Origin of the sequence: Pseudoalteromonas shioyasakiensis (genome assembly GCF_022398475.1) — a bacterium.
In the GTDB taxonomy this organism is placed as follows: domain Bacteria; phylum Pseudomonadota; class Gammaproteobacteria; order Enterobacterales; family Alteromonadaceae; genus Pseudoalteromonas.
The window spans coordinates 89,774-110,369 of sequence record NZ_JAKEVM010000001.1 but is presented as its reverse complement, the minus strand read 5'-3'; the positions used below and the strand labels follow the sequence as shown (position 1 = coordinate 110,369).

Here is a 20,596-nt window from a genome sequence, read left to right as displayed (position 1 = left end):
TCAGAACTGTTAGATACAAAAAAGCCGATGTTACATCGGCTTTTTTTGTGTCTGAAATTTTCGCGGTAGTTAGATTTGCGTTGCATTACGCTGACGTAACACTTCAAATAAACAAATACCGGTCGCAACTGACACATTTAAACTAGATACCGAACCAGCCATTGGGATTTTAACTAATAAATCACAATGCTCACGAGTAAGGCGGCGCATACCATCCCCTTCAGCACCCATAACAATAGCCATTGGCCCTGTTAGGTTTGCATCAAATAACTCAGTATCTGTTTCACCGGCAGTGCCGACAACCCAAACGCCAGCATCTTTAATTTCACGCAACGTACGCGCAAGATTGGTTACTTGAACTAATGGCACTGTTTCTGCTGCACCGCATGCTACTTTGCGCGCTGTGCCGTTCAGTTTTGCAGACTTATCTTTAGGAACGATAATCGCGTGCACGCCCGCAGCATCTGCACTACGTAAACAGGCACCTAAGTTATGTGGATCAGTAATACCATCAAGTACCAGTAAGAAAGGCGTTTCTTCACGGGCAATGATCTCATCTAGATCTTTTTCGTTATACATGCGCGCCGCTTTTACATTAGCGATAATCCCTTGGTGCTGCTCACCATTTGCTTTATTATCAAGCGCTTTACGCTGCATAAATTGTACAGAAATACCGAATTTACGTGCTTGGTCAATAACCGGGTTTAAACGTTTATCTTCACGCCCTTTTAAAGCGTATATTTCTAAAAAGCGCTCAGGCTCTTTTGCTAATATTGCTTCAACTGAGTGAAAACCAAAAATTAATTCATTACTCACGTATTATTTGCTCCTCGGCCATTACGTTTACGGGCATTCTTACCCGGTCTTTTTGCCTTTTTGGTGGCTTTTTTCTTACTCTTCTTTTTGCCAGCTTTTACAGCATCAGCTTGTTTACTATTAGGCTTTTTACGCCCTTTAGAAGATGAAGACTTGCCACGTTTTTCATTCTCTTTGTCGCCTGATTTTGCCTCAAAGCTGCCTGACTGCGCTTTTTTACCAGGAATTTTACCTGCTTTAAGCTGGGCACGAACACTTGGTTTTGCAGGGGCACTACGGCCACGACGACGCGCATAACGGTCTTGTTGCGCTTCACCTGCTAACACTAAGTTTATGCGTCGCTCGTCAAGACTGACAGATGACACCTGAACCGTTAGTTTATCGCCTAAACGATAAACAGTGTGAGTTTGTTCACCAATCAAGCAATGCTTAGCACCATCGTAATGGAAGTACTCATTGCCCAGGTTAGTTACATGGATCATGCCGTCGATTTGTAAATCGTCTAAGCGTACAAATAAACCAAAGTTAGTTACCGATGAGATCACCCCACCAAATTCGTCACCAACATGGTCTTGCATAAATTCACATTTCAGCCAATCTGCTACTTCGCGAGTCGCATCATCAGCACGGCGTTCAGTGGTTGAACACTGCTCACCTAAAATATCAACTTCGTCATCAGTGTAGGCATACTCACCCGATGTTTGCTGACCTTGCGCTTTAAGTACCGCTTTAATTGCACGGTGCACCACTAAATCAGGGTAACGACGAATTGGCGATGTAAAGTGGGCATAGGCTGGTAAAGCTAAACCAAAGTGGCCAATGTTATCTGGCTGATAAACCGCTTGCTTCATTGAACGGAGCAACATGGTTTGAATAAGCTCAGCTTCTGGGCGGTCGCCTAATTTAGCTAACACTTGGGTTATTTCTTTTGGTGTTGGCTCATCAGAAATCGCAGTTTCGATACCAAGCTCTGATAAAAAGTTTCTGAAGAAACCAAGCTTTTCGGCATCAGGCTCATCATGCACACGATAAAGCGCACTCGCCTCGTGCTTTTCTAATAATCGGGCTGCCGATACGTTCGCTAAAATCATGCACTCTTCGATAAGTTTGTGCGCATCATTGCGAACCACAGGCACAATTGATTCAATCTTACGATGTGCATTAAACACAAAGCGCGTTTCTAAGGTTTCAAACTCAATCGCACCACGCTCTTGGCGAGCAGCTTTAAGTGCCATGTACATTTGCTGTAAGTCAGTTAAATGTGGCACCATTTTAGCGTACTCTTCACGTAGCTTTTCATCGCCTTGTAAAATCGCATTCACTTTGGTGTAGGTAAAACGAGCGTGTGAATTCATCACCGCTTCGTAAAATTTATACCCAGACAACTTACCCGCTTCTGACACCGTCATCTCAGCAACCATACATAAACGGTCAACTTCTGGGTTCAATGAGCACAAGCCATTCGATAGCACTTTTGGCAGCATCGGAATAACTTGCTCAGGGAAGTATACTGAGTTACCACGTTCAATCGCTTCTTTATTCAGAGGCGTGTTCATTCCTACGTAGTGCGACACATCGGCAATAGCCACCCATAAACGCCAACCACCTGATGGTTTGCGCTCACAATAAACGGCATCGTCAAAGTCTCGGGCATCTTCACCGTCGATTGTAACTAGCGGTAAGTCACGTAAATCAACGCGACCTTGCTTTGCTTGTTCATCAACAAACTCACCTAAATGAGCAACTTGCTTTTCAACCGCTTCTGGCCAAACGTGAGGAATATCGTGATTGCGTAGTGCAACTTCAATTTCCATACCCGGTGCTAAGTGCTCACCCAGTACCTCAGTGACTTTGCCTACCGCATTCATATGTCGGCTTGGGTTTTGGGTAATTTGCACCTGCACCATTTGGTTGTGGCGCGCGCCATTTTCACTACCCGGTAGTATCATAATATCTTGCGTTATGCGTGGGTCTTCAGCCACAACAACAGCAATACCATGCTCAACAAAATAGCGGCCAACAATCGGTGCACGTTCATTGGTTAATACCTTAATGATGCGTGCATCGCATTTGCCACTTGAGCCTTTGCGATTGCCTTTAGCAAGCACAATGTCACCGTGCAACACCATATTCATTTGGTGCTTTGCGATAAACCAATCTTTACTCTCACCTTCAACTTCTAAAAAGCCGAATCCGTCACGATGACCAATGACCTTGCCTTTAACTAGCCCAGATTCATCAATCAATGCGTAGCATTTAAACTTATTGAAATACAGTTGACCATCGCGTTCCATAGCACGTAAACGACGTTTGAACGCAATTTGACGCTCTGTATCATTCACATGTAATTCGTCACAAAGTTGTGTGAAGTTTGCTGGTTTGGCGCGAGATTCTAAATGAGTAAGTATAAACTCACGGCTAGGGACGGGGTTTTCGTACTTTTCTTGTTCTCGACTGAGATTGGGATCCTGTTTTGACATTCACTATCTTGTTAGTTGGTTATGTTGTTATTTTAACCCATAACCTAACAATGAGACAGGCAAAAGCTATGAAACTTTTAAGAAATTGATTAATTCTGCCAAAAATGAAGCTTTGATATTCTTTGCAACAAACACTCTGTGTTAATATTTTCGGAAAATAACAACAAGCTAACATAATTATATGGATATTAACTTAACCCACTACCTCGCAACGATGGCCTACAACAGCGCCTATATTGGTCTGTTCATTGCGATCATAGCGGTTGCAAAACTGTCGTATAACTTAGCAACCCCTTATAACACCACCAGCCAATTAACCGATAATGCCAACAGTGCCTTGGGTTTATCTATTGGCGGCTACTTAGGGGCAATTACCATTATTTATGGTTTTGTTTTAGCTGGACCTAGCCAAGGTTTACTAAGAGATTTGATGAATGTATCACTGTACAGTGTATTAGGTATGGTGCTGCTAACCTGCTCACGTATTTTAAATGACAAATTACTGCTGCGCTTGTTCTGTAACCAAGAGCAATTAATTAACCAACAAAATGAGGCTGTGGGCTTAGTACAAGCAGCAAACTATATGGCCGCAGCACTGATCATTGGTGGCGCATTAACCGGTGAAGGCAGCTGGTTATCTGCCATAGTGTTTTATTTTTTAGGGCAACTAATGCTGATCATTTTTGCCAAAGGCTATGATCACCTCACTGCTTTTAATCTCCATGAACAGCTCGAAAAAGGCAACAAAGCCGTTGCACTTAGCTTTTCAGGCACTATGTTGGCGTTAGCTATTATCTTGTGTCATGCGCTCATTGGTGGCTTTCATACTTGGCAACAAAGCTTAAGCTTATTCTTTATTGACGCATTATTTGGCTTTTTAATTTTACCAATTGTGCGTTACCTCGTTGATAAAATTATCTTTAGCAAAATTTCACTCGACCAAGCAATGCACGACAAAAACACCGCCGTTGCGGTTATTGAAAGCAGCATTGCAATCTGTGTTGCTGTTATCATCACTATCGCTATTTAAGCTTATTTATGGAGTAATGGATGAACATCTATAAGCTTTTTATTATTGCCGCTATCACATTTGTTGTTTGCTTGGTGATACGTGCAGATCTACAAGCGCCACTTATTAGTGGCCAATATGGCAACTTTAAAGACTACGACGGACAAGACAAACCTTACCTATTTACAGTGCCAGAAGATGGCCAAATGATGCGCTTAGAAATTAAAGGCAGACTGCCTTTAAACTCTTGGAAAGCTATTGATATCGAAATTTTTGACCCTGATGGTAACTACTTATTTAGTTACTCTGATGAACTTTGGGCCGAAACCGGACACGATTCAGATGGCAAATGGACTGAGTACCGTGATTATACTCATCACGATGTCCACTTCCCAAAGAAGGGGCAATATAGCGCCTACGTCAGTAGTACGTTTGGCCCAAATAAGCGTGCCGAACATTTTAGTTATACGTTTCGTATTATCCCAATCAAAGGTAACAGTAATTTTATGCTACCGCTGTTATGGATTTCTGGTTTCATCGGCGGTGTAGCCCTATTTGTAATGCTGCATCGTTTAGAAGCTGAGCGTGAAGGCTCTGATATTACTTATAAACCAATCAATAAGTTAAACCCTGAGGCTATAAAAGCAATGGAATCGCGTATCTCAGTTTGGCCTATTGTGTTACTGTTTTTAGCACCCGTTCTCTTCTTTTCCTTCTTGGCATATAGCAAAGGTGACAAAGAGCAAGATTGGCAAGTTTACTCCTATCACCACCTCACAATAAGCGTTGATAAACAATTACGTGAGCAAAGTATTGGTAGTGCAGGTTTCCGTTCACGAGGCGGCCCAGGTGGTAAATAAATCAATTCGCGAAAGCCACATTTTACTGTTTAGTATTTTTGTTGCTGGCCTTTGCTCAATTATCTATGAGCTACTGATCGCAACCACTGGTGCCTACTTTTTGGGTGATAGCATCACTCAGTTTTCCCTGACGATTGGCGTCTATATGGCAGCAATGGGGGTTGGCTCTTATTTTTCCCGCTTTGTGCCTGATAAGCCATTGCTGGTGTATTTTATTGGTTTTGAGCTTGCGCTTGCACTACTTGGCGGTTTGAGTGTGCCATTGCTGTATTTCTGCTATGCGTTTGGTTTACCACTGCAAGCAATTAGTATTTTACTCACTACGCTAATAGGGATTTTGATTGGCTTAGAAATTCCGCTGTTAAGTCGCCTAATGGAAAAACATTATGCGCTAAAAGCAAACCTCGCTAATGTGTTATCTATTGACTACTTTGGCGCCCTGCTTGCGACTTTACTGTTTCCTTTTCTATTTTTACCTTGGCTTGGGGTTTTTAAAACAGCCTTAAGCTTTGGCTTAATGAATCTAAGTATTGCGCTGTTATTGCTGTGGTACTTTATCGACCATATCAGCCCAAATCGTCGAAAAGTGCTTAGACTCACATTAGTTTTAGTCTGCTCAGTATTAGTGCTTTGCTTATTTGCTAGTAAACAGCTCACCCATCTTTGGCAAAGCCAAATCTACGATGATCGTGTAGTACACTCAGAACAAACCCCCTATCAGCAAATTGTACTGACTCGTCATAAAGATGATATTCGTCTTTATTTAAATGGTGGCTTACAGTTTTCATCGATTGATGAGTATCGCTATCACGAAGCGCTTATTCACCCAGCCATGGTGCGCCATGGTAATGCAAAACGTATTCTAATTTTAGGCGGTGGCGATGGCTTAGCAGCTAGAGAGCTTTTGAAGTACCCGCAAATAGAATCTATTACCCTAGTCGACTTAGACCCCGCAGTCGCCAAACTTGCGCAAACTAATCACAACCTGACAACACTTAACAAGCACTCACTCCGTGACCCAAAAGTGACTGTTATTCATCAAGATGCCTATGTGTATATTGAGCAAAGCGAACAGCTGTTCGATATTATTTTTATTGATTTACCGGATCCAAAAGCAATCAACCTAGCACGGCTATACAGTCAGCAGTTTTATCAACTAGTAAAAACACGATTACCAAATAGCGGTATTGTCGTGACCCAAGCCACCAGTCCATTTTTTGCGAAGCAAGCATTTTGGTCTATCAACAACACACTCAGTGCAGCGGGCTTTGCGCACACCTTGCCTTATCACTTAAATGTGCCCTCTTTTGGCGAATGGGGCTTTGTTATGGCTTGCAACTTGATGTGCAGAAACCAACAAGTATTGCCAGTTAAAACCCGCTTTTACCGCCCAGAAAATGACGCACAATTGTTTATTTTCACGCCGGATATTAGCGCAAACAATGAAAAAGTATCGACGCTTGATGAGCCGAATGTGCTGCACTATTACTTGCAGGGATGGAAATATTGGAACTAAACGAATGGATTAGCCCATTTGGGGAGTTTACAAAGTAAAGGATTACCGTTACAAAGAGAGTTAATAACAACAATAACAAGGTTTGTAATGCAGGCGCACAAACAGAGCCTAATATACTTACACATTGCAGTGCTACTATTTGGTGGTACTGCATTATTCGCCAAGCTAGTCAGCTTAAGTGCATTAGATATTACCGTTTACCGAACAGCAATTGCAGGCTGTGCCTTACTGATCTTACTTACAATTCAACACAAAGCGATTAAGCTTCACTCGCGTCGCGACTACCTTATAGCCTTGTTACTTGGTATCACTGTTGGAATACATTGGCTCACCTACTTCGCAGGTATGCAATTAGCAGGTATTGCAGTCGGTATGATTGCCTTTTTTACTTACCCTGTTATCACGGTATTTTTAGAGCCTTTATTTCATGGCAGTAAACCACAGCTCAAAGATATTTTTAGCGCCTTGGTGGTGATGCTTGGTATTTATTTACTTATTCCTGATGCCAGCTTAGGCAATGATGTCACACTCGGAATTGCTATTGGTATTTTGTCAGCGTTCTTTTTTGCTTTTCGAAATATCGTTCACAAGCGTTACTTTAGCCAATATGGCGGCCCACAAACCATGCTTTATCAAACTTGGATCGCCTGCATTATGCTATGCGCCTTTGTCGAAGTACCGCCATTACAAGTTGATACAATAAATTGGCTGCTATTAATTACCGTAGGAGTTATTTTTACAGCAGCACCGCATTCACTGTTTGCAGCAAGCCTAAAAAACTTATCAGCTTCAACCGCTGGTTTGATATCGTGTTTGCAGCCTTTATACGGTACGTTTTTCGCTTTTTTAATTTTGCATGAGCAACCTTCAATTAGCACTCTTATTGGTGGCGCACTGGTGATTAGTGCCGCTTTTTATGAAACATGGTCAGTGACTCGTAGGTATAAGCAATGATGAAAGTATTCGCTCACAGAGGTGCCAGTGGTACCTACCCAGAAAATACTCAAAGCGCCATTATCGCAGCTGTTGATTTAGCAGTAGATGGCATCGAAATTGATGTGCAAAGCTGCCTTGATGATTACATGATTATTCACGACACTTGGCTTGATCGTACAACCTCTGGTCGCGGTAAAGTAAACGCCTGCTCAAAAGAGCAAATTCAACAATACGATGCAGGCAATGGCGAGTGCGTGCCCACTTTACAACAGGCAATCGATTGGGTTGCTGATAAAACTTTACTTAATTTAGAGCTTAAACATACTTTTTCGTTAGATAAATTTGTAGAGCTTATAGAATCAAACGTTAGCGCTGGGAAAATTTCTCGGGATAACTTGCTAGTCTCTTCATTCGATCACCATCAACTGATGTGGCTAAAGCAAAAATTGCCGTGGGTAAAGATTGGTGCACTAACCGCTTCTATCCCAATTAATTACAGCGAGTTTGCGCAAAAACTCCATGCCTATAGCATTCATGTAGATAAAAACTTTATAAACCATGAGTTTGTTGCTGACGCAAAACAACGCGGCCTTCAAGTTTATGCTTACACGGTCGATAAAGTGGAAGATATCGAATTAATGCTAGAGTATGGCGTAGATGGTATTTTTACTAATTTTCCGTGTCATACACAAATGACACTGCAGTCACTGTAACTCAACAAAACTAAGCTATACTGTTGAATTATGTGACATTGAATAATAAAAAATTACGCCAAAATGAATCAACACAACACCTTAATGAGTAGCTATATGCGCATTTACAATTTTATCGAACAAACTTTCTTTTACACTCTTACACGTAAAATTGTCGGTAATTTAGGTTTTGTGTTTGCGTTTCAAGTCATTACTTTGATCTGGCTTTATAGCAGCCTTTCAGAACAACAAGCTGGCATGGGACTATTTTGGTTAATGACCTTTGTTATCATCGCGAGCTTTATTTTTACTATTTTCTACATGCGCTTTTTAATTGTGCGCCCAGTGCAAGCAATGCGCGATACACTTGAGCAAATCAACCGCCATGATGCCGATTTATCTGCCAAGTTACCGCATTTTACCTACGATGAATTTCGTGATTTAAGTGAGCAGTACAATACCTTTACAGTTCATTTAGCAAACCTATTAGCAACTACTTATCAAAGTGCACAAGCCAGTGCAGATAGTAGTTCAAAGATGACTCATTCGATGCAGCAAACCGCAGAAATGAGCCACCAGCAAATAAAATTCAGTCAAACCATTACTGATTCAAGCAACCAAATTACTTCAAGCCTAGAGAATATCTCAGCAAATACTGACAGCGTGCACCATGTTAATAGTGAACACTTAAACTTTGTTAAGCACTCAGCCACGGAGTTATCGGCATTAGTTAAAAAGGTCGCGATGATTAGCCAAATTTTGGGTAACTTCTCAGCAACAGTGTCTGGCCTTAAAGAAAACAGCGAGAACATTCGTGCCATTTTAAAAATGGTTGAAGAGTTTTCTGATCAAACCAATTTACTTGCTCTAAATGCTGCAATCGAAGCGGCACGTGCCGGTGAAGCAGGCCGAGGTTTTGCGGTGGTTGCCGATGAAGTTAGATCGCTATCGGTTAAAGTTAACGATGCAACTCGCCAGATCAGTGACTTTATTAATCAAATGAATAGCCTTGTTAGCGAAACCAATAAAGAGTCTGAGCAGTTAATTAGCCACTCGAGTGAAGCTGAAACTGCCATTAGCAACACCTCAACAGGCTTTAGCAATATGCTTGGCGAATTTGAGCAAAACCAACAACAACTACAACAGATTGTCAGCGCCGTGCATTTACTAGAGCAAACCCAAACCCAGACCCATCAAACGGTTGAGCAAATAGTTGCTTTGGGTGAGCAAGCTAAGCAGCAAATTGATGAATCACTCGCTGATTGCCAACAATCACACAAACTGAGCCAACAAACCCAAGAGCAGTTAAAACGCTTTGTGTGATCGGCTTTTAACTGCTGCTCTGAGTCAAACTATGTTAAAGTAGCCGCTTCTTGGCTACTTTTTTATTGACCGTGACAACACCCGCTATTGATTATGAACAACTCGCACTGCAAATAAAGCAATGGGGTAAAGACCTTGGCTTTGCAGAAGTCGGGATCACTGATATTGACCTAACGAAGCATGAAGCGCAGCTACAGCGCTGGTTAGATTTAGGCTATCACGGTGAGATGGAATACATGGCAGCCCATGGTATGAAGCGAGCGCGCCCAGCAGAGCTGGTACCTGGCACGCAGCGAGTCATCTCAGTAAAAATGAACTACCTGCCGCCTGATGCAAGCTTTGCTAAAAACCTCAAACAGACTGATAAAGCGTACATTAGTCGCTATGCATTGGGTCGTGACTATCATAAGTTAATTCGCAACCGTCTGAAAAAGTTAGGCCAAAAAATAGAGCAGCAAGTTGGCCAGCTCGGTTTTCGCCCCTTTGTTGACTCAGCCCCCGTGCTTGAAAGACAACTAGCCGAAAAGGCAGGCTTGGGCTGGCGTGGAAAACATAGCTTATTAATCAATAAAGAGGCGGGCTCTTGGTTTTTCTTAGGTGAGCTGTTTGTTGATATACCGCTCCCTATTGATGAAGAAAATAGCTTTGAAGGCTGTGGGAAATGCGTTGCCTGTATGACGCTGTGCCCAACCGGTGCGATTGTCGAGCCTTATGTAGTCGATGCCCGTAAATGTATCTCTTACCTTACTATTGAACTGCAAGGCGCGATTCCAGAAGAGTATCGCCCACTGTTAGGGAATCGTATTTATGGCTGTGATGACTGCCAATTAGTCTGTCCATGGAATCGCTATGGTCAGCTTACCGATGAAGCTGACTTTCATCCAAGAAAGCAGCTTAAAGATCAAGACTTACTGACTTTATTTGCATGGGATGAAGCAACCTTTCTTAAAAATACCGAAGGCAGCCCTATACGCCGCATTGGCCACGAACGTTGGTTAAGAAACCTCGCTGTCGGATTAGGTAACGCTGATTACAATGAGCAAATAATTGAGGCGTTAGCGCAAAGATTAACAACAGCTACAGCTTTGGTCGCTGAGCATATTGAATGGGCGCTTGATCAGCAAAAAAATAAGCGCCAGTTAAAGCTTCGTAAAACTGCGCGCTTAATTCGCATTGTTGAAAAAGGCCTACCCAGAGATGCTTGATGACTAGCTCAAGCTTTGCCCTACCGCGTTAATAATAGCGATAGGTCATTCTCAATTTCTTTAAAGGCCGCTTTAACCCCTTTTACAGACTCCTCTCGAGCCACTGAGTTCTGAATGGTTTCGTCGACCTTTTGATAGATAAACACCTCTTGGTCTTCATCTAAGCCCATGGTCGGTATGCGACTTTCTAAGTCTTCTTGAAGCCGCTTAAATACAGCTTCGTTATTGATACGGTTTTCATTTAAAAGCTCAATCAAACCTGTAAATTTGCTGTGCACCTTACCTACAGCATCATTTAACTGTTGCTGTTGCTGAAGAAGCTCTTTTTTAGTGAGAATCGCTTTTAGCTGTTGCTCTGTAACACTGACTAAAAAACAGATATGGTCTCGAATTCGACCATGCTTATCGGGGTCTTGCCCAGGCATATTTAAGATAAGCAAACTAATCATTTCATAGTTTACTAAAATCCGATTTGAGAACTCATGCAATCGACCTTTGCTTTTCAGCATTTCAAACAGCTCGATCACAATCGGCGAGCACACACCCGACACAGAGAAATGTAATACTTCGTTATCTAACCTAAACTCCACATTACTTTGTAAATCAAACGCACCTAAACAGTTTAAAAAGGCTTTGCCGAGCTCTTGTTCATTATCAATCGAACCAATATGCTCGATGTAATTAACAATTTGTCCCATTTCACTGCTGTTTGCCATGGCATTAAATGCCGTTGACGTAGCATCTTCAACTTGTTGTTCTAGCGATTCTTTTTCAATTAGTACTTGATTTAAATGTTGTAACTTAAGTTTTAATTCACCATGACTAAATGGTTTAACAATGTAGTCTTCTGCACCAACAGAATAGCCTTCCATGCGCTCCTCAACCGTGCCCCTGGCTGAGACAAACATCACAATAATTTTTTGTGTATTGGGGTTTTCTTTCAGCTTACGACAGACATCGTAACCACTCATTTGTGGCATGCTCACATCGAGTAAAATCACTTGTGGGTCGAACTGCTCTACGACTTCTAAGCATTCTGGGCCGCTATTAACCATTTTCAGCTCAAAATCGAGATCTTCAAGGATCTCTTCAATAATTTCTAAATTAAATGGTTCATCATCAACCGCTAAAATACGTTTCAAGGCCATAATTATCTCTTCCCTTTTATTAATTCATCGATATAGACTGTTGTTCATTTGCCAAGTGTTGCGGCAAGTCTATTTCTAAGGGCAGCCGTACCAAAATAGTAGCGCCCCCGTACTCATTGTTACTTGCCGAAATAGTGCCTTGATGTAAGGCTACAAATTCCCGGCAAATAGCTAATCCAAGCCCAGTGCCTCCCGCACCACTGTTGGTTTTACTGCTTTGCTCAAACTTAGCAAAAATCTTTTCAAGTTCCTGTTCAGGGATCCCTATTCCGCGGTCAATAACAGCGATTTCGGCCATCTGCTCATTCACCGCTAAACAAATATCAATTTCGCTATTTGGCTCACTAAACTTCAGTGCATTACCTATCAAGTTACGCATAATTTGATTAATTTGTTCTTCGTCGCACTCAAGCACAATGCCCTGTTCAAAACCTATAGGCCGAATAGCAATACTTCTTTCTAGGGCTGTGCCCGACACATCATCAATGCTGGTTTTTATAATATTGCTTAAGTTATGCTTTTGCGGATTGAACGGGAATTTCCCGACATCGAGCTTTGAGAGATCGAGTAAGTTATTCAGCAGCGATAGTAACCGCTCACCACTTTGCTCAATTCTAGATAGATACTTGTTTAACTTGTCTTTACTTAAATCGTCATTAGCAACCTTATCAAGCCCAAAGCGAGCAAAGCTTAAAATAGAATGCATAGGTGTTCTAAGTTCATGAGACATGTTCGCTAAAAACTCAGATTTACTGTGATTTGCCGCTTCTGCCACATTTTTAGCATGCTCTAACTGAGCTGTGCGGGCTTTGACCTCTTCTTCAAGCAAATCTTTTGCTTCAACGAGTAAATCTTCTTTCTCTTTAAGATGCGTAACATTTTTAAAGATCACCGCTAGCGCAATTTCGCCGTGGTGGTCGATTTCGTTAAACGAGCCAACTAAAGGCACCTCACTGCCGTTTTTCTTGAGTAGTCGTAAGTCACAACTAAATTGTCGGTTTTTACTTAAAGTCGCAATCTTATCTTTGATGCGCTCAGTTGAAGCAACATCAAAAAATTCAAAAACAGAGCAATTCTCAAATTCTTTCAGCGGTTTTTCAAAAAGCTGCTCGCAGGCGTCGTTAGTTTCTATAACCTTACCACCACGCTCAAATAGAATAATGGCATCGGGTGTATGCTTAAAAATTACGCGTAGTAAGCTGTCTTTTTCTATGAGTGCATCAACTGTATTTTGCAAACGCTCGACTAATTCAGTGTTATGACGCCTTAATAGTTCTGTTTGCCACAGTTTATGTACTGATTGCAGCAGGCTATTATCATCAACCGGCTTGATGAGCACATCTTCTACCCCTTGACGAATAGCTGCCACCATCGAGACTTGATCAGGTTTAGAAGTATAAAGTAAACAGCGGCTATTAGGCTGACATGTTTTGAGCTTATTAAAGAGCTCAAGTCCAGTGCCATCAGTAAAAGTAAAATCACTTATGAGTAAATCAATGTTCTGCTCTTTAATAACATCCATAGCAGATGCAGTATTATCAGCTGTGAAGGTTTTAATATGTGCCCCTTTTAGGTTTAGGGCTATTTGCGCCAAACGTTCTGCGCAGTGATCAACGAGTAACACGGTAGGAAGTTGAAGAATATTATCGCTGTCGAGCTCAAGTACCCCTTCTAATAAAGAGCTAATTTCTTTATTAGCAAAGAAGGGGTAAATCACCACAGCATTAGGTAATAGGCGATTTACTTCACTAAAATGCTCTAGTAAATCACTACGCTGCGCTTTAGGCGCTAGCAGCAAGAAGTGCTCTTGTGCGAACACTCCCATTAGCGTTTTAATAACAGTGGTTGGTACACCATGAGAAGCTGCAACAAGATCAAAGTCTTGCTCTAAAACAGCATCATCAACCATTGCAAAATGTAATAGCTCAACTCGACAGCCAATCAGCTCTAGTAGCACCTTGACCCGCATTGCTAAAACACTATTGCTATCAACAATCAATATTCTTCGCACAGTAGACTAGACTCGCTTAATAATAAATACCTATTTTAGCGTAGCCTAAAATCGCAATGGGTCACAATTTGTACCGCATTTTTTATTAGCTTTTTAGCTAATTAACTGTCTAAACGCTTACCTAAAATAGTAAGGCTATAGGCTTTATCATCCATGATCGCAATCTCGGGAAGCTCTCCCCAGACCTTGTAATCAAAGCGATTAAACAGTTTTATACTTGGTAGGTTATGACTAAAGATAAAAGCTAATAACACCTTGATATCAAGTGTTTTTGCATGCTGTTCTGAAAATGTAAGCAATTGTTTACCAAGTCCCTTCCCTTGAGCTTGCTGGGTGATGTAAATGCTAATTTCAACGGTACCATCGTAGGCTGGGCGACCATAAAACGACTTATAACTCAGCCAAGCAAGCACTTTACCTTTTTGCTCAAAAACAAAAATAGGTCTTTTTTCTGTATGGCTATCAAACCAAGCTTGTTTGTCTGCAACCGACACCTCTTCAGTATCTGCGGTTACCATACGGCCAGGGATGGTCTCGTTATAAATAGCGACTATGTCAGTTAAATCGTTTTGTATTGCTTTGCGAATCGTCATAAATAGCTGAAATTAAATGATCACTTTGCTGCATATTAGCGTATATTCATCACAAATAACTAGCGGGAAATAACTATGTATAAATATGCTTTGTTACTTGCAGCAGGTCTAATAACAACCAACCTTGCAGCACAAACTACTGAGGCTACGCCAACTGCTAAAGCAAGCAGCCAATGTGATGACTTTACCAATGTTACAATGAGAAAGTTACGCTCAAAAGAGTCAATTAACTTCTGCGAATTCAAAGACAAACCACTCCTAATAGTCAATACCGCTAGTAATTGTGGTTTTACCGGCCAGTTTGAAGGCTTAGAGGCTATTCATAAAGAATATAAAGACCAAGGCTTAGTAGTACTAGGATTTCCATCAGATGACTTTTTCCAAGAAGAAGACGATGAAAAAGACACTGCAAAAGTATGTTTCATTAATTATGGCGTAACCTTTAATATGCTTGCTACCAGTGCCGTTCGCGGTAGCGATGCAAACCCGATATTCAAACACCTAAACGAAGCAACCAGCTCACCTAACTGGAACTTTTACAAATATTTAGTGTCTGCTGACCGTAAGACAGTGCAGCGCTTTAATAGTAAAACTAAGCCACAATCGCAAACTTTACGTGATGCAATTGAAGCTGAGCTGACTGCAAAATAAATTTAATTTTTCGTTCGGTAAATATTGAACTAAACTAGTAATTTAATACTAAAACACACATTAGGAGATGTTATGGCAGTAGCCAGTGCAAGACACATTCTCGTAGACAGTGAAGCTCACTGTTTAGATTTAAAACAGCAAATTGAGCAAGGAGCTGACTTTGCAGAGCTTGCTCGTGCTCACTCTAATTGCCCATCTGGTCAAGATGGCGGCGCATTAGGTGAGTTTGGCCCTGGCATGATGGTTCCAGAGTTCGACAAAGTCGTATTCTCTGCACCAATTAACCAAGTTCAAGGCCCAGTGCAAACCCAGTTTGGTTATCATCTTCTAGAAGTAACAAGCCGTACTGACTAATTAACAAATTGATTTCAAAAAGCCGCTTCACAGCGGCTTTTTTTTGCAAAGGACACCATCATGCAATTACTAGGCTCTACTACCTCACCTTTTGTGCGCCGTATTCGGATTTGGGCGACACTTAATAACCTACCTATTGATTTTGTTAATTTGGATATTTTCTCTGAGCAAGACAGACAAACCATGATTGCTCATAACCCTGCCAGAAAAATTCCTGTATTAATCGACCATGATTTTACCTTATGTGATTCCAACTCAATTATCCGCTATCTACTAGAGAAAGCTGATCAGCCGTTACTTAGCTGGCAGCAAGAGAACTACTTAACCATTATCAATGCCTGCAATGATTCACTGGTAGAAATTTTACTTTGTCAGCGTTCAGGGCTTGATACCAACAGCGACAAACTATTTTTTAATTTACAGAATGAACGAATTGTTGAAACATTAGCCTATTTAAATACTCATTTATCGGAGCCAGTATTTAAAAGCTGTGAATACCTCAACATCAGTTTATACTGCTTGCTAGATTGGATCCGCTTCCGCGAATTAACTGATTTAAGCCAACTAGAAAACTTAGTGGTTTTTTATCATAAATTCGCCGATAAAGCGGCGGTACAACAAACAGATCCACGAATATAAAGATAAGGGTTACGCAAATGAGCGATATCGAAATTGAATCAGAATTAGTTAGCTTTGTAGAAAAAGTTCGTTTGAACGAATCTATGTGGGCACTGGGTGCCGAAGATGGTGGTTTTGTTGTCTGTGAATCAAACCAATTTAGCGACACTGATGTGTTATTACTTTGGGGTACTGAAGACGCTGCAAAAGCGCAATGTAAAGATGAGTGGCAAGACTATACCCCTGTTGAAATTGGCCTAGACGAATTTCTTGATGAGTGGGTTGAAGACCTTAACGAAGATGATGCGCTTGTTGGTTTAAACTGGAACGATGATCAAGTATGCGTTGAAATCGAACCGGTTGGTTTAGCTAAAGCTCTTTGCGATTAATCGCAATCCTTAAGCTTATAACGACACGGCCGTATTTATGGCAGTGTCGTTTAGCTGGAAACTTGATACTTATATTGATTTTAACAATAGAACCACTATTACTTGCAATCAATGCCTTGCCTAAATCGCTTTTAATTCCAACTGAAGCTCGCATCTTGAGGTGGTTTGGGTATATCAGTTATACTCTTCGACACATCTTTATTATCAAGGTATTAGGTTGAAGTCCCATCTTGGTCGTAGGCCCTTTTCGGCCATGGAATTACATACCCTGTATAATGGTTACATTTATGGTGATCAGCGTTTAGCACGTGAACAAGCTAAGCATTGGCACTTTTGGCTGCCTTTATTTGCCTATTACACCGGTGCCTACAGTGATGAAATTGGCCACTTAACCCTTGATAACATCGTCACCCTTGATGGAATTCGCTGCTTTGATTTTCATACACATGGCAAGATAAAACCCCGCTATGTCCCTATCCACAATGCATTACTCGATGCAGGACTTGACCAATACTTAGGCTATTTAAATGAGCAAAATCAGCAACGACTGATGTTTGATTTACCCGCTAAATCAGGTCGCTATAGCGAAAAAGTACGTATTTGGTTTTCGGGTGAAGGTGAACGCGCTGGTTATTTACAAAAGTGCGCTATTCCTACAGTTGATCAGCAAGGTATGAAAACCGCGATAAGCAGTTTACGGCTCAACTTTGAACAACAAGTGCGAATTCATGCACTGCAAGCAAATAGCAAAGACGCCTTTAACTACTTGCTTGGTTTTAAAGATTTCAACGAGCAGCGCTTTACTGATATGCAGTTATTAAATACCGTGCTGCAAAACATACGACAAATAAACCCGCAACTGCATTGGCAGCGTTTCATTGAACGCCATAATTAACTGACAAACTTTGTTACTAACTATTTATTACTGTTCAAATTAAAACCTGATAGCATGGTGATTCGCCCCTCATAGCAGGTGCCTTTCTAACAACAAAAAATCAGGGATACTTATGTTCTTAAAAAGCCTATTAACGGTGAGTGTTGCACTTGCTGTTAGCTCTGCCCATGCCAATGAATATGTTATCGAAAAGCTTGCCAAGCCTAGCTCACAACAAGTAGAACTTACGCTTGATCCTGCCAAAGACAATTTTTCTGGTCATACCGAAATTGCTTTAGAGGTTCTAGAAGCAACGAATTATATCGAATTAAACGGTATTGATTATGCAGTTAGCATGGCGAAAATTTTAGGTGCAGAAAACTGTGACCTAAGTGTTGAAATGCTAAAAACAGGCAAAGTTAAATTCGCTTGTGAAGAAAAAATCCAACCAGGAAAATACACTTTAAAAGTTGATTTTACCGCACCTTATAATCGTCAAAGTGTTGGTTTATATAAAACTTTAGATCAAGGTACACCTTATCTTTTCACGCAATTTGAAATGAGCGATGCGCGTCGTGCATTCCCGGTTTTTGACGAGCCAAGTTATAAAATACCTTTTCAGCTAACTATCACAGCGCCAACATCACAAAAAGTGTATGCCAATACACCGGTTTTAAAAACCAAAGTAGACGGCGATATGACAACGCACTTTTTCGACAAAACGCCACCTATTCCTTCGTACTTAGTCGCTATGGCTGTGGGTCCGTTTGAAGAGCTTGAAATTAAAGGCATGCCAATCCCTGGCCGTGTACTGACTCCGCAAGGTAAAATTCACCTTGCTGATTACGCAAAAGAAAATATGCCGCGTGTGTTAAAAGCGCTAGAAGATTATTTTGGCATTCCTTACGTATACAAAAAGCTAGACTCAGTGGCGGTACCAGAGTTTCCATTTGGCGCAATGGAAAACGCAGGCCTAGTGACTTACCGTGAAGACATTTTGCTAGTAGACCTAGCAACAGCAACGCGCAGCAAAAAAGAGCGTAATGTATCAATCATTGCCCATGAGTTAGCTCACCAGTGGTACGGTAACCTAGTGACTATGAAGTGGTGGAATGATTTATGGTTAAACGAAGCATTCGCAAGTTGGATGGCAGCGAAAATCACTGCACAAATCAACCCTGAATTTGAGTCGCACTTAGACTTACCACAAAACCATGTAATGGCACTGGATGCGCGTTTAAGTACTAAACCTATTCGTAAGCCAATCAAAACTGAAGCTGATATCATGGATGGCCTTGGCCTTGCCTACAGTAAAGGGAGTGCGGTTTTATCTATGGTTGAAAACTGGATTGGCGAAGAGGCATTCCAGCAAGGTATTCGTGCTTACTTGAAGAAATTCTCGTATAAAAATGCAGAAGCTGCTGATCTATGGCAAGCACTAGGCGAAGCGTCTAATAAAGATGTAGCAAGTGTTCTTAAATCGTTTATCGAACAGTCATCTTTCCCACTTATCAAAGTAACGCAAGACGGTAAGAAAATTAATATCAGCCAAAGCCGCTTTGTAAATGCTGGCGTTGATGCGCCTGCACAACTGTGGAATGTTCCGGTTGCAATTAAGTATGGTGCGGGCGACAAAGTTAAAACCGCAAATGTACTGCTGAATAAAGAAACACAGCAACTAACTCTCGACTTTGAACCTGAGTGGATCTACCCAGATCAAGGTGCCATGGGTTATTACCGCTGGGTATTAGATGATGCTCAGTTTAATGCCCTACTAGAGAACGCAGCTGACAAGCTAACGGTGCGTGAACGCTTAGCGCTACTTTCTGCGGTTGATTCATTACTTGATGCAGGCGTTATATCTGCGGCTCACTTAATGCAAACTTTAGAAGCCTTTGTGAGTGATGCTCACCCATTAGTAGCAAACACAGCATTAGGTTACCTTGCTGCTCAAAAACGCGTATTCGAAGACGACAGCAACCGTGAATTATGGCCTAAGTTTATCCGTAACAGCATTGCACCAGCTGCTAAACAATATGGTTTAACAGCAAAAGCAGGTGAAGATGCCGCGGTATCGCAATTGCGTGCGCAAGTTATTGCCCGTTTAGGTTTTGATGGTCAAGACCAAAAAGTCATTGATACCGCAAAAGCACAAGCGGCACTGTACTTAAACAACCCTGAAAATGTTGACCCATATTTAGCCTCAACTTACTTAAACCTTGCGGCTTACCATGGCGATGCAAAGTTACTTGAAAAGTACAAACAAACCTTTAAAACCACCAAAGATCCACAAGTGCGTACTAAGATGCTGGCAGCGATGGGTTACTTTGGTAAACCTGAGTTACAAAAAGCGGTTCTAGAATACAGCTTAACAGATAACGTAACAGCCTCTGATATGCGTACGTTATTAGGTGGGTTAGGCTATGGTAAAGAGCGTGAAGCACTGTTTATTGAGTGGATTTACAACAATTACGATGCCATCACTAAGAACTTACCACCGTTCTTTGTACCAAATTTACCGTTCTTCACGACGGCAAGCTGTGATGCGAAAAGCTTAGAGAAAACCAAAACCTTCTTCAACGATAAAATCACTGAAGTACCAGGTTATGCACGTTCTCTTAGTAAGCTTGAAGAAAGCATTAATGATTGTATTGCACTGAAAAACCGTGAGTTAAACTCGGTGAATAGCTTCCTTAAGCGCTAATTAAAGCAAATGCAAAAAGGGCCACAATGTGGCCCTTTTTTATTGCGCTAAAATAGCAGTTAACTTAGTTATAAATTGCTCAGCAGCGTCAGGTGAGGTGACTTTAAATGCAATACCATAATGAATGGGCTGTGCACTTTTATGAATGCGAGTTGGAAAGCGGGTCATTTCACTACTGTGAAAGTAGTCTTTGATACGCGTAATGCCCTCTATTGACTCGAAATCAGCACTGAATACTTCAAATATAGGTCTAATAACAATTTTTGCTTGGCCACTTTGCTCATGAACATAAAATGCCTCTTTTGAGCTAGCTGGCATAAATTCGTTAATATTTTTAATCTTAAAATTACTGCGGCAGCCCGCTTTAACCAGCTGTACACTCACTTGCTCGGCAGAAAAAGACAAAGGCGTTCCTTA

The 20,596-nt window shown here is 41.3% G+C and carries 19 protein-coding genes; 13 read left to right on the top strand and 6 right to left on the bottom strand.

Annotated features, from left to right (window positions below):
- Nucleotides 1-69: 69 nt before the first annotated feature.
- Complete coding sequence (gene rlmB, locus L1D51_RS00550; protein WP_239962055.1) at nucleotides 70-816, bottom strand: 23S rRNA (guanosine(2251)-2'-O)-methyltransferase RlmB; 747 nt, start codon at nucleotides 814-816, stop codon at nucleotides 70-72.
- Complete coding sequence (gene rnr, locus L1D51_RS00545; RefSeq protein WP_055199218.1) at nucleotides 813-3,296, bottom strand: ribonuclease R; 2,484 nt, start codon at nucleotides 3,294-3,296, stop codon at nucleotides 813-815. The genes rlmB and rnr overlap by 4 nt, the downstream gene beginning before the upstream one ends.
- A gap of 181 nt (nucleotides 3,297-3,477) precedes the next feature.
- Here rnr and L1D51_RS00540 point away from each other — a divergent pair, with 181 nt between their 5' ends.
- From L1D51_RS00540 to queG, 7 genes are all read left to right on the top strand, one after another.
- Nucleotides 3,478-4,326, top strand: coding sequence for a DUF350 domain-containing protein (locus L1D51_RS00540; RefSeq protein WP_054561028.1), 849 nt, complete (start codon nucleotides 3,478-3,480; stop codon nucleotides 4,324-4,326).
- 20 nt (nucleotides 4,327-4,346) lie between these two features.
- The gene (locus L1D51_RS00535) at nucleotides 4,347-5,165 is read left to right on the top strand and encodes a hypothetical protein (RefSeq protein WP_054561029.1); all 819 of its coding nucleotides are present in this window, start codon (nucleotides 4,347-4,349) and stop codon (nucleotides 5,163-5,165) included.
- Entirely contained in the window at nucleotides 5,155-6,681 is a 1,527-nt protein-coding gene (locus L1D51_RS00530; protein ID WP_239962053.1) for a polyamine aminopropyltransferase, read from the top strand. The genes L1D51_RS00535 and L1D51_RS00530 overlap by 11 nt, the downstream gene beginning before the upstream one ends.
- A gap of 87 nt (nucleotides 6,682-6,768) precedes the next feature.
- Complete coding sequence (locus L1D51_RS00525) at nucleotides 6,769-7,635, top strand: DMT family transporter (RefSeq protein ID WP_054561031.1); 867 nt, start codon at nucleotides 6,769-6,771, stop codon at nucleotides 7,633-7,635.
- Nucleotides 7,632-8,330, top strand: a complete 699-nt coding sequence (locus L1D51_RS00520; protein WP_054561032.1) for a glycerophosphodiester phosphodiesterase — start codon at nucleotides 7,632-7,634, stop codon at nucleotides 8,328-8,330. The genes L1D51_RS00525 and L1D51_RS00520 overlap by 4 nt, the downstream gene beginning before the upstream one ends.
- 84 nt (nucleotides 8,331-8,414) lie before the next feature.
- Nucleotides 8,415-9,632 (top strand): methyl-accepting chemotaxis protein, encoded by a 1,218-nt coding sequence (locus tag L1D51_RS00515; RefSeq protein ID WP_055199215.1) that lies wholly within the window; start codon nucleotides 8,415-8,417, stop codon nucleotides 9,630-9,632.
- Nucleotides 9,633-9,703: 71 nt separating this feature from the next.
- Nucleotides 9,704-10,837, top strand: a complete 1,134-nt coding sequence (gene queG / locus L1D51_RS00510; RefSeq protein WP_239962105.1) for a tRNA epoxyqueuosine(34) reductase QueG — start codon at nucleotides 9,704-9,706, stop codon at nucleotides 10,835-10,837.
- Nucleotides 10,838-10,857: 20 nt separating this feature from the next.
- On the opposite strand, the gene L1D51_RS00505 is transcribed toward queG, so the two are convergent.
- From L1D51_RS00505 to L1D51_RS00495, 3 genes are all read right to left on the bottom strand, one after another.
- The gene (locus L1D51_RS00505; RefSeq protein WP_054561034.1) at nucleotides 10,858-11,985 is read right to left on the bottom strand and encodes a response regulator; all 1,128 of its coding nucleotides are present in this window, start codon (nucleotides 11,983-11,985) and stop codon (nucleotides 10,858-10,860) included.
- Between the two features lie 19 nt (nucleotides 11,986-12,004).
- Nucleotides 12,005-13,954 carry a hybrid sensor histidine kinase/response regulator gene (locus L1D51_RS00500; RefSeq protein WP_055020802.1) on the bottom strand — a complete coding sequence of 650 codons (1,950 nt, stop codon included), beginning with the start codon at nucleotides 13,952-13,954 and terminating at the stop codon, nucleotides 12,005-12,007.
- Nucleotides 13,955-14,097: 143 nt separating this feature from the next.
- Nucleotides 14,098-14,589: a GNAT family N-acetyltransferase gene (locus L1D51_RS00495; protein WP_055199214.1), complete on the bottom strand. Its 492-nt coding sequence runs from the start codon at nucleotides 14,587-14,589 to the stop codon at nucleotides 14,098-14,100.
- 75 nt (nucleotides 14,590-14,664) lie between these two features.
- Here L1D51_RS00495 and L1D51_RS00490 point away from each other — a divergent pair, with 75 nt between their 5' ends.
- From L1D51_RS00490 to L1D51_RS00465, 6 genes are all read left to right on the top strand, one after another.
- Nucleotides 14,665-15,240, top strand: coding sequence for a glutathione peroxidase (locus tag L1D51_RS00490; protein WP_054561036.1), 576 nt, complete (start codon nucleotides 14,665-14,667; stop codon nucleotides 15,238-15,240).
- 72 nt (nucleotides 15,241-15,312) lie between these two features.
- Entirely contained in the window at nucleotides 15,313-15,594 is a 282-nt protein-coding gene (locus tag L1D51_RS00485; RefSeq protein ID WP_054552716.1) for a peptidylprolyl isomerase, read from the top strand.
- A gap of 60 nt (nucleotides 15,595-15,654) precedes the next feature.
- Nucleotides 15,655-16,233: a glutathione S-transferase family protein gene (locus L1D51_RS00480; RefSeq protein WP_239962051.1), complete on the top strand. Its 579-nt coding sequence runs from the start codon at nucleotides 15,655-15,657 to the stop codon at nucleotides 16,231-16,233.
- A 17-nt stretch (nucleotides 16,234-16,250) separates the two neighbouring features.
- Nucleotides 16,251-16,601 (top strand): DUF2750 domain-containing protein, encoded by a 351-nt coding sequence (locus L1D51_RS00475; protein WP_054552718.1) that lies wholly within the window; start codon nucleotides 16,251-16,253, stop codon nucleotides 16,599-16,601.
- Between the two features lie 217 nt (nucleotides 16,602-16,818).
- Complete coding sequence (locus tag L1D51_RS00470) at nucleotides 16,819-17,496, top strand: site-specific integrase (protein WP_239962049.1); 678 nt, start codon at nucleotides 16,819-16,821, stop codon at nucleotides 17,494-17,496.
- 112 nt (nucleotides 17,497-17,608) lie between these two features.
- A complete protein-coding gene (locus L1D51_RS00465) occupies nucleotides 17,609-20,179 on the top strand; it encodes a M1 family metallopeptidase (protein WP_239962047.1) in 2,571 nt (856 codons plus the stop codon).
- A 39-nt stretch (nucleotides 20,180-20,218) separates the two neighbouring features.
- Here the strand turns inward: L1D51_RS00465 and L1D51_RS00460 are convergent, their stop codons facing one another.
- Nucleotides 20,219-20,584, bottom strand: a complete 366-nt coding sequence (locus L1D51_RS00460; protein ID WP_054561040.1) for a hypothetical protein — start codon at nucleotides 20,582-20,584, stop codon at nucleotides 20,219-20,221.
- Nucleotides 20,585-20,596: the final 12 nt, after the last annotated feature.

Coding starts and splice junctions, on each gene's coding strand:
- L1D51_RS00480 (WP_239962051.1), top strand. CDS start 15,655: ATGCAATTACTAGGCTCTACTACCTCACCTTTTGTGCGCCGTATTCGG.
- L1D51_RS00475 (WP_054552718.1), top strand. CDS start 16,251: ATGAGCGATATCGAAATTGAATCAGAATTAGTTAGCTTTGTAGAAAAA.
- L1D51_RS00540 (WP_054561028.1), top strand. CDS start 3,478: ATGGATATTAACTTAACCCACTACCTCGCAACGATGGCCTACAACAGC.
- L1D51_RS00515 (WP_055199215.1), top strand. CDS start 8,415: ATGAGTAGCTATATGCGCATTTACAATTTTATCGAACAAACTTTCTTT.
- L1D51_RS00465 (WP_239962047.1), top strand. CDS start 17,609: ATGTTCTTAAAAAGCCTATTAACGGTGAGTGTTGCACTTGCTGTTAGC.
- L1D51_RS00490 (WP_054561036.1), top strand. CDS start 14,665: ATGTATAAATATGCTTTGTTACTTGCAGCAGGTCTAATAACAACCAAC.
- L1D51_RS00520 (WP_054561032.1), top strand. CDS start 7,632: ATGATGAAAGTATTCGCTCACAGAGGTGCCAGTGGTACCTACCCAGAA.
- L1D51_RS00485 (WP_054552716.1), top strand. CDS start 15,313: ATGGCAGTAGCCAGTGCAAGACACATTCTCGTAGACAGTGAAGCTCAC.
- rnr (WP_055199218.1), bottom strand. CDS start 3,296: ATGTCAAAACAGGATCCCAATCTCAGTCGAGAACAAGAAAAGTACGAA.
- L1D51_RS00535 (WP_054561029.1), top strand. CDS start 4,347: ATGAACATCTATAAGCTTTTTATTATTGCCGCTATCACATTTGTTGTT.
- L1D51_RS00525 (WP_054561031.1), top strand. CDS start 6,769: ATGCAGGCGCACAAACAGAGCCTAATATACTTACACATTGCAGTGCTA.
- L1D51_RS00505 (WP_054561034.1), bottom strand. CDS start 11,985: ATGGCCTTGAAACGTATTTTAGCGGTTGATGATGAACCATTTAATTTA.
- L1D51_RS00500 (WP_055020802.1), bottom strand. CDS start 13,954: ATGCGGGTCAAGGTGCTACTAGAGCTGATTGGCTGTCGAGTTGAGCTA.
- L1D51_RS00495 (WP_055199214.1), bottom strand. CDS start 14,589: ATGACGATTCGCAAAGCAATACAAAACGATTTAACTGACATAGTCGCT.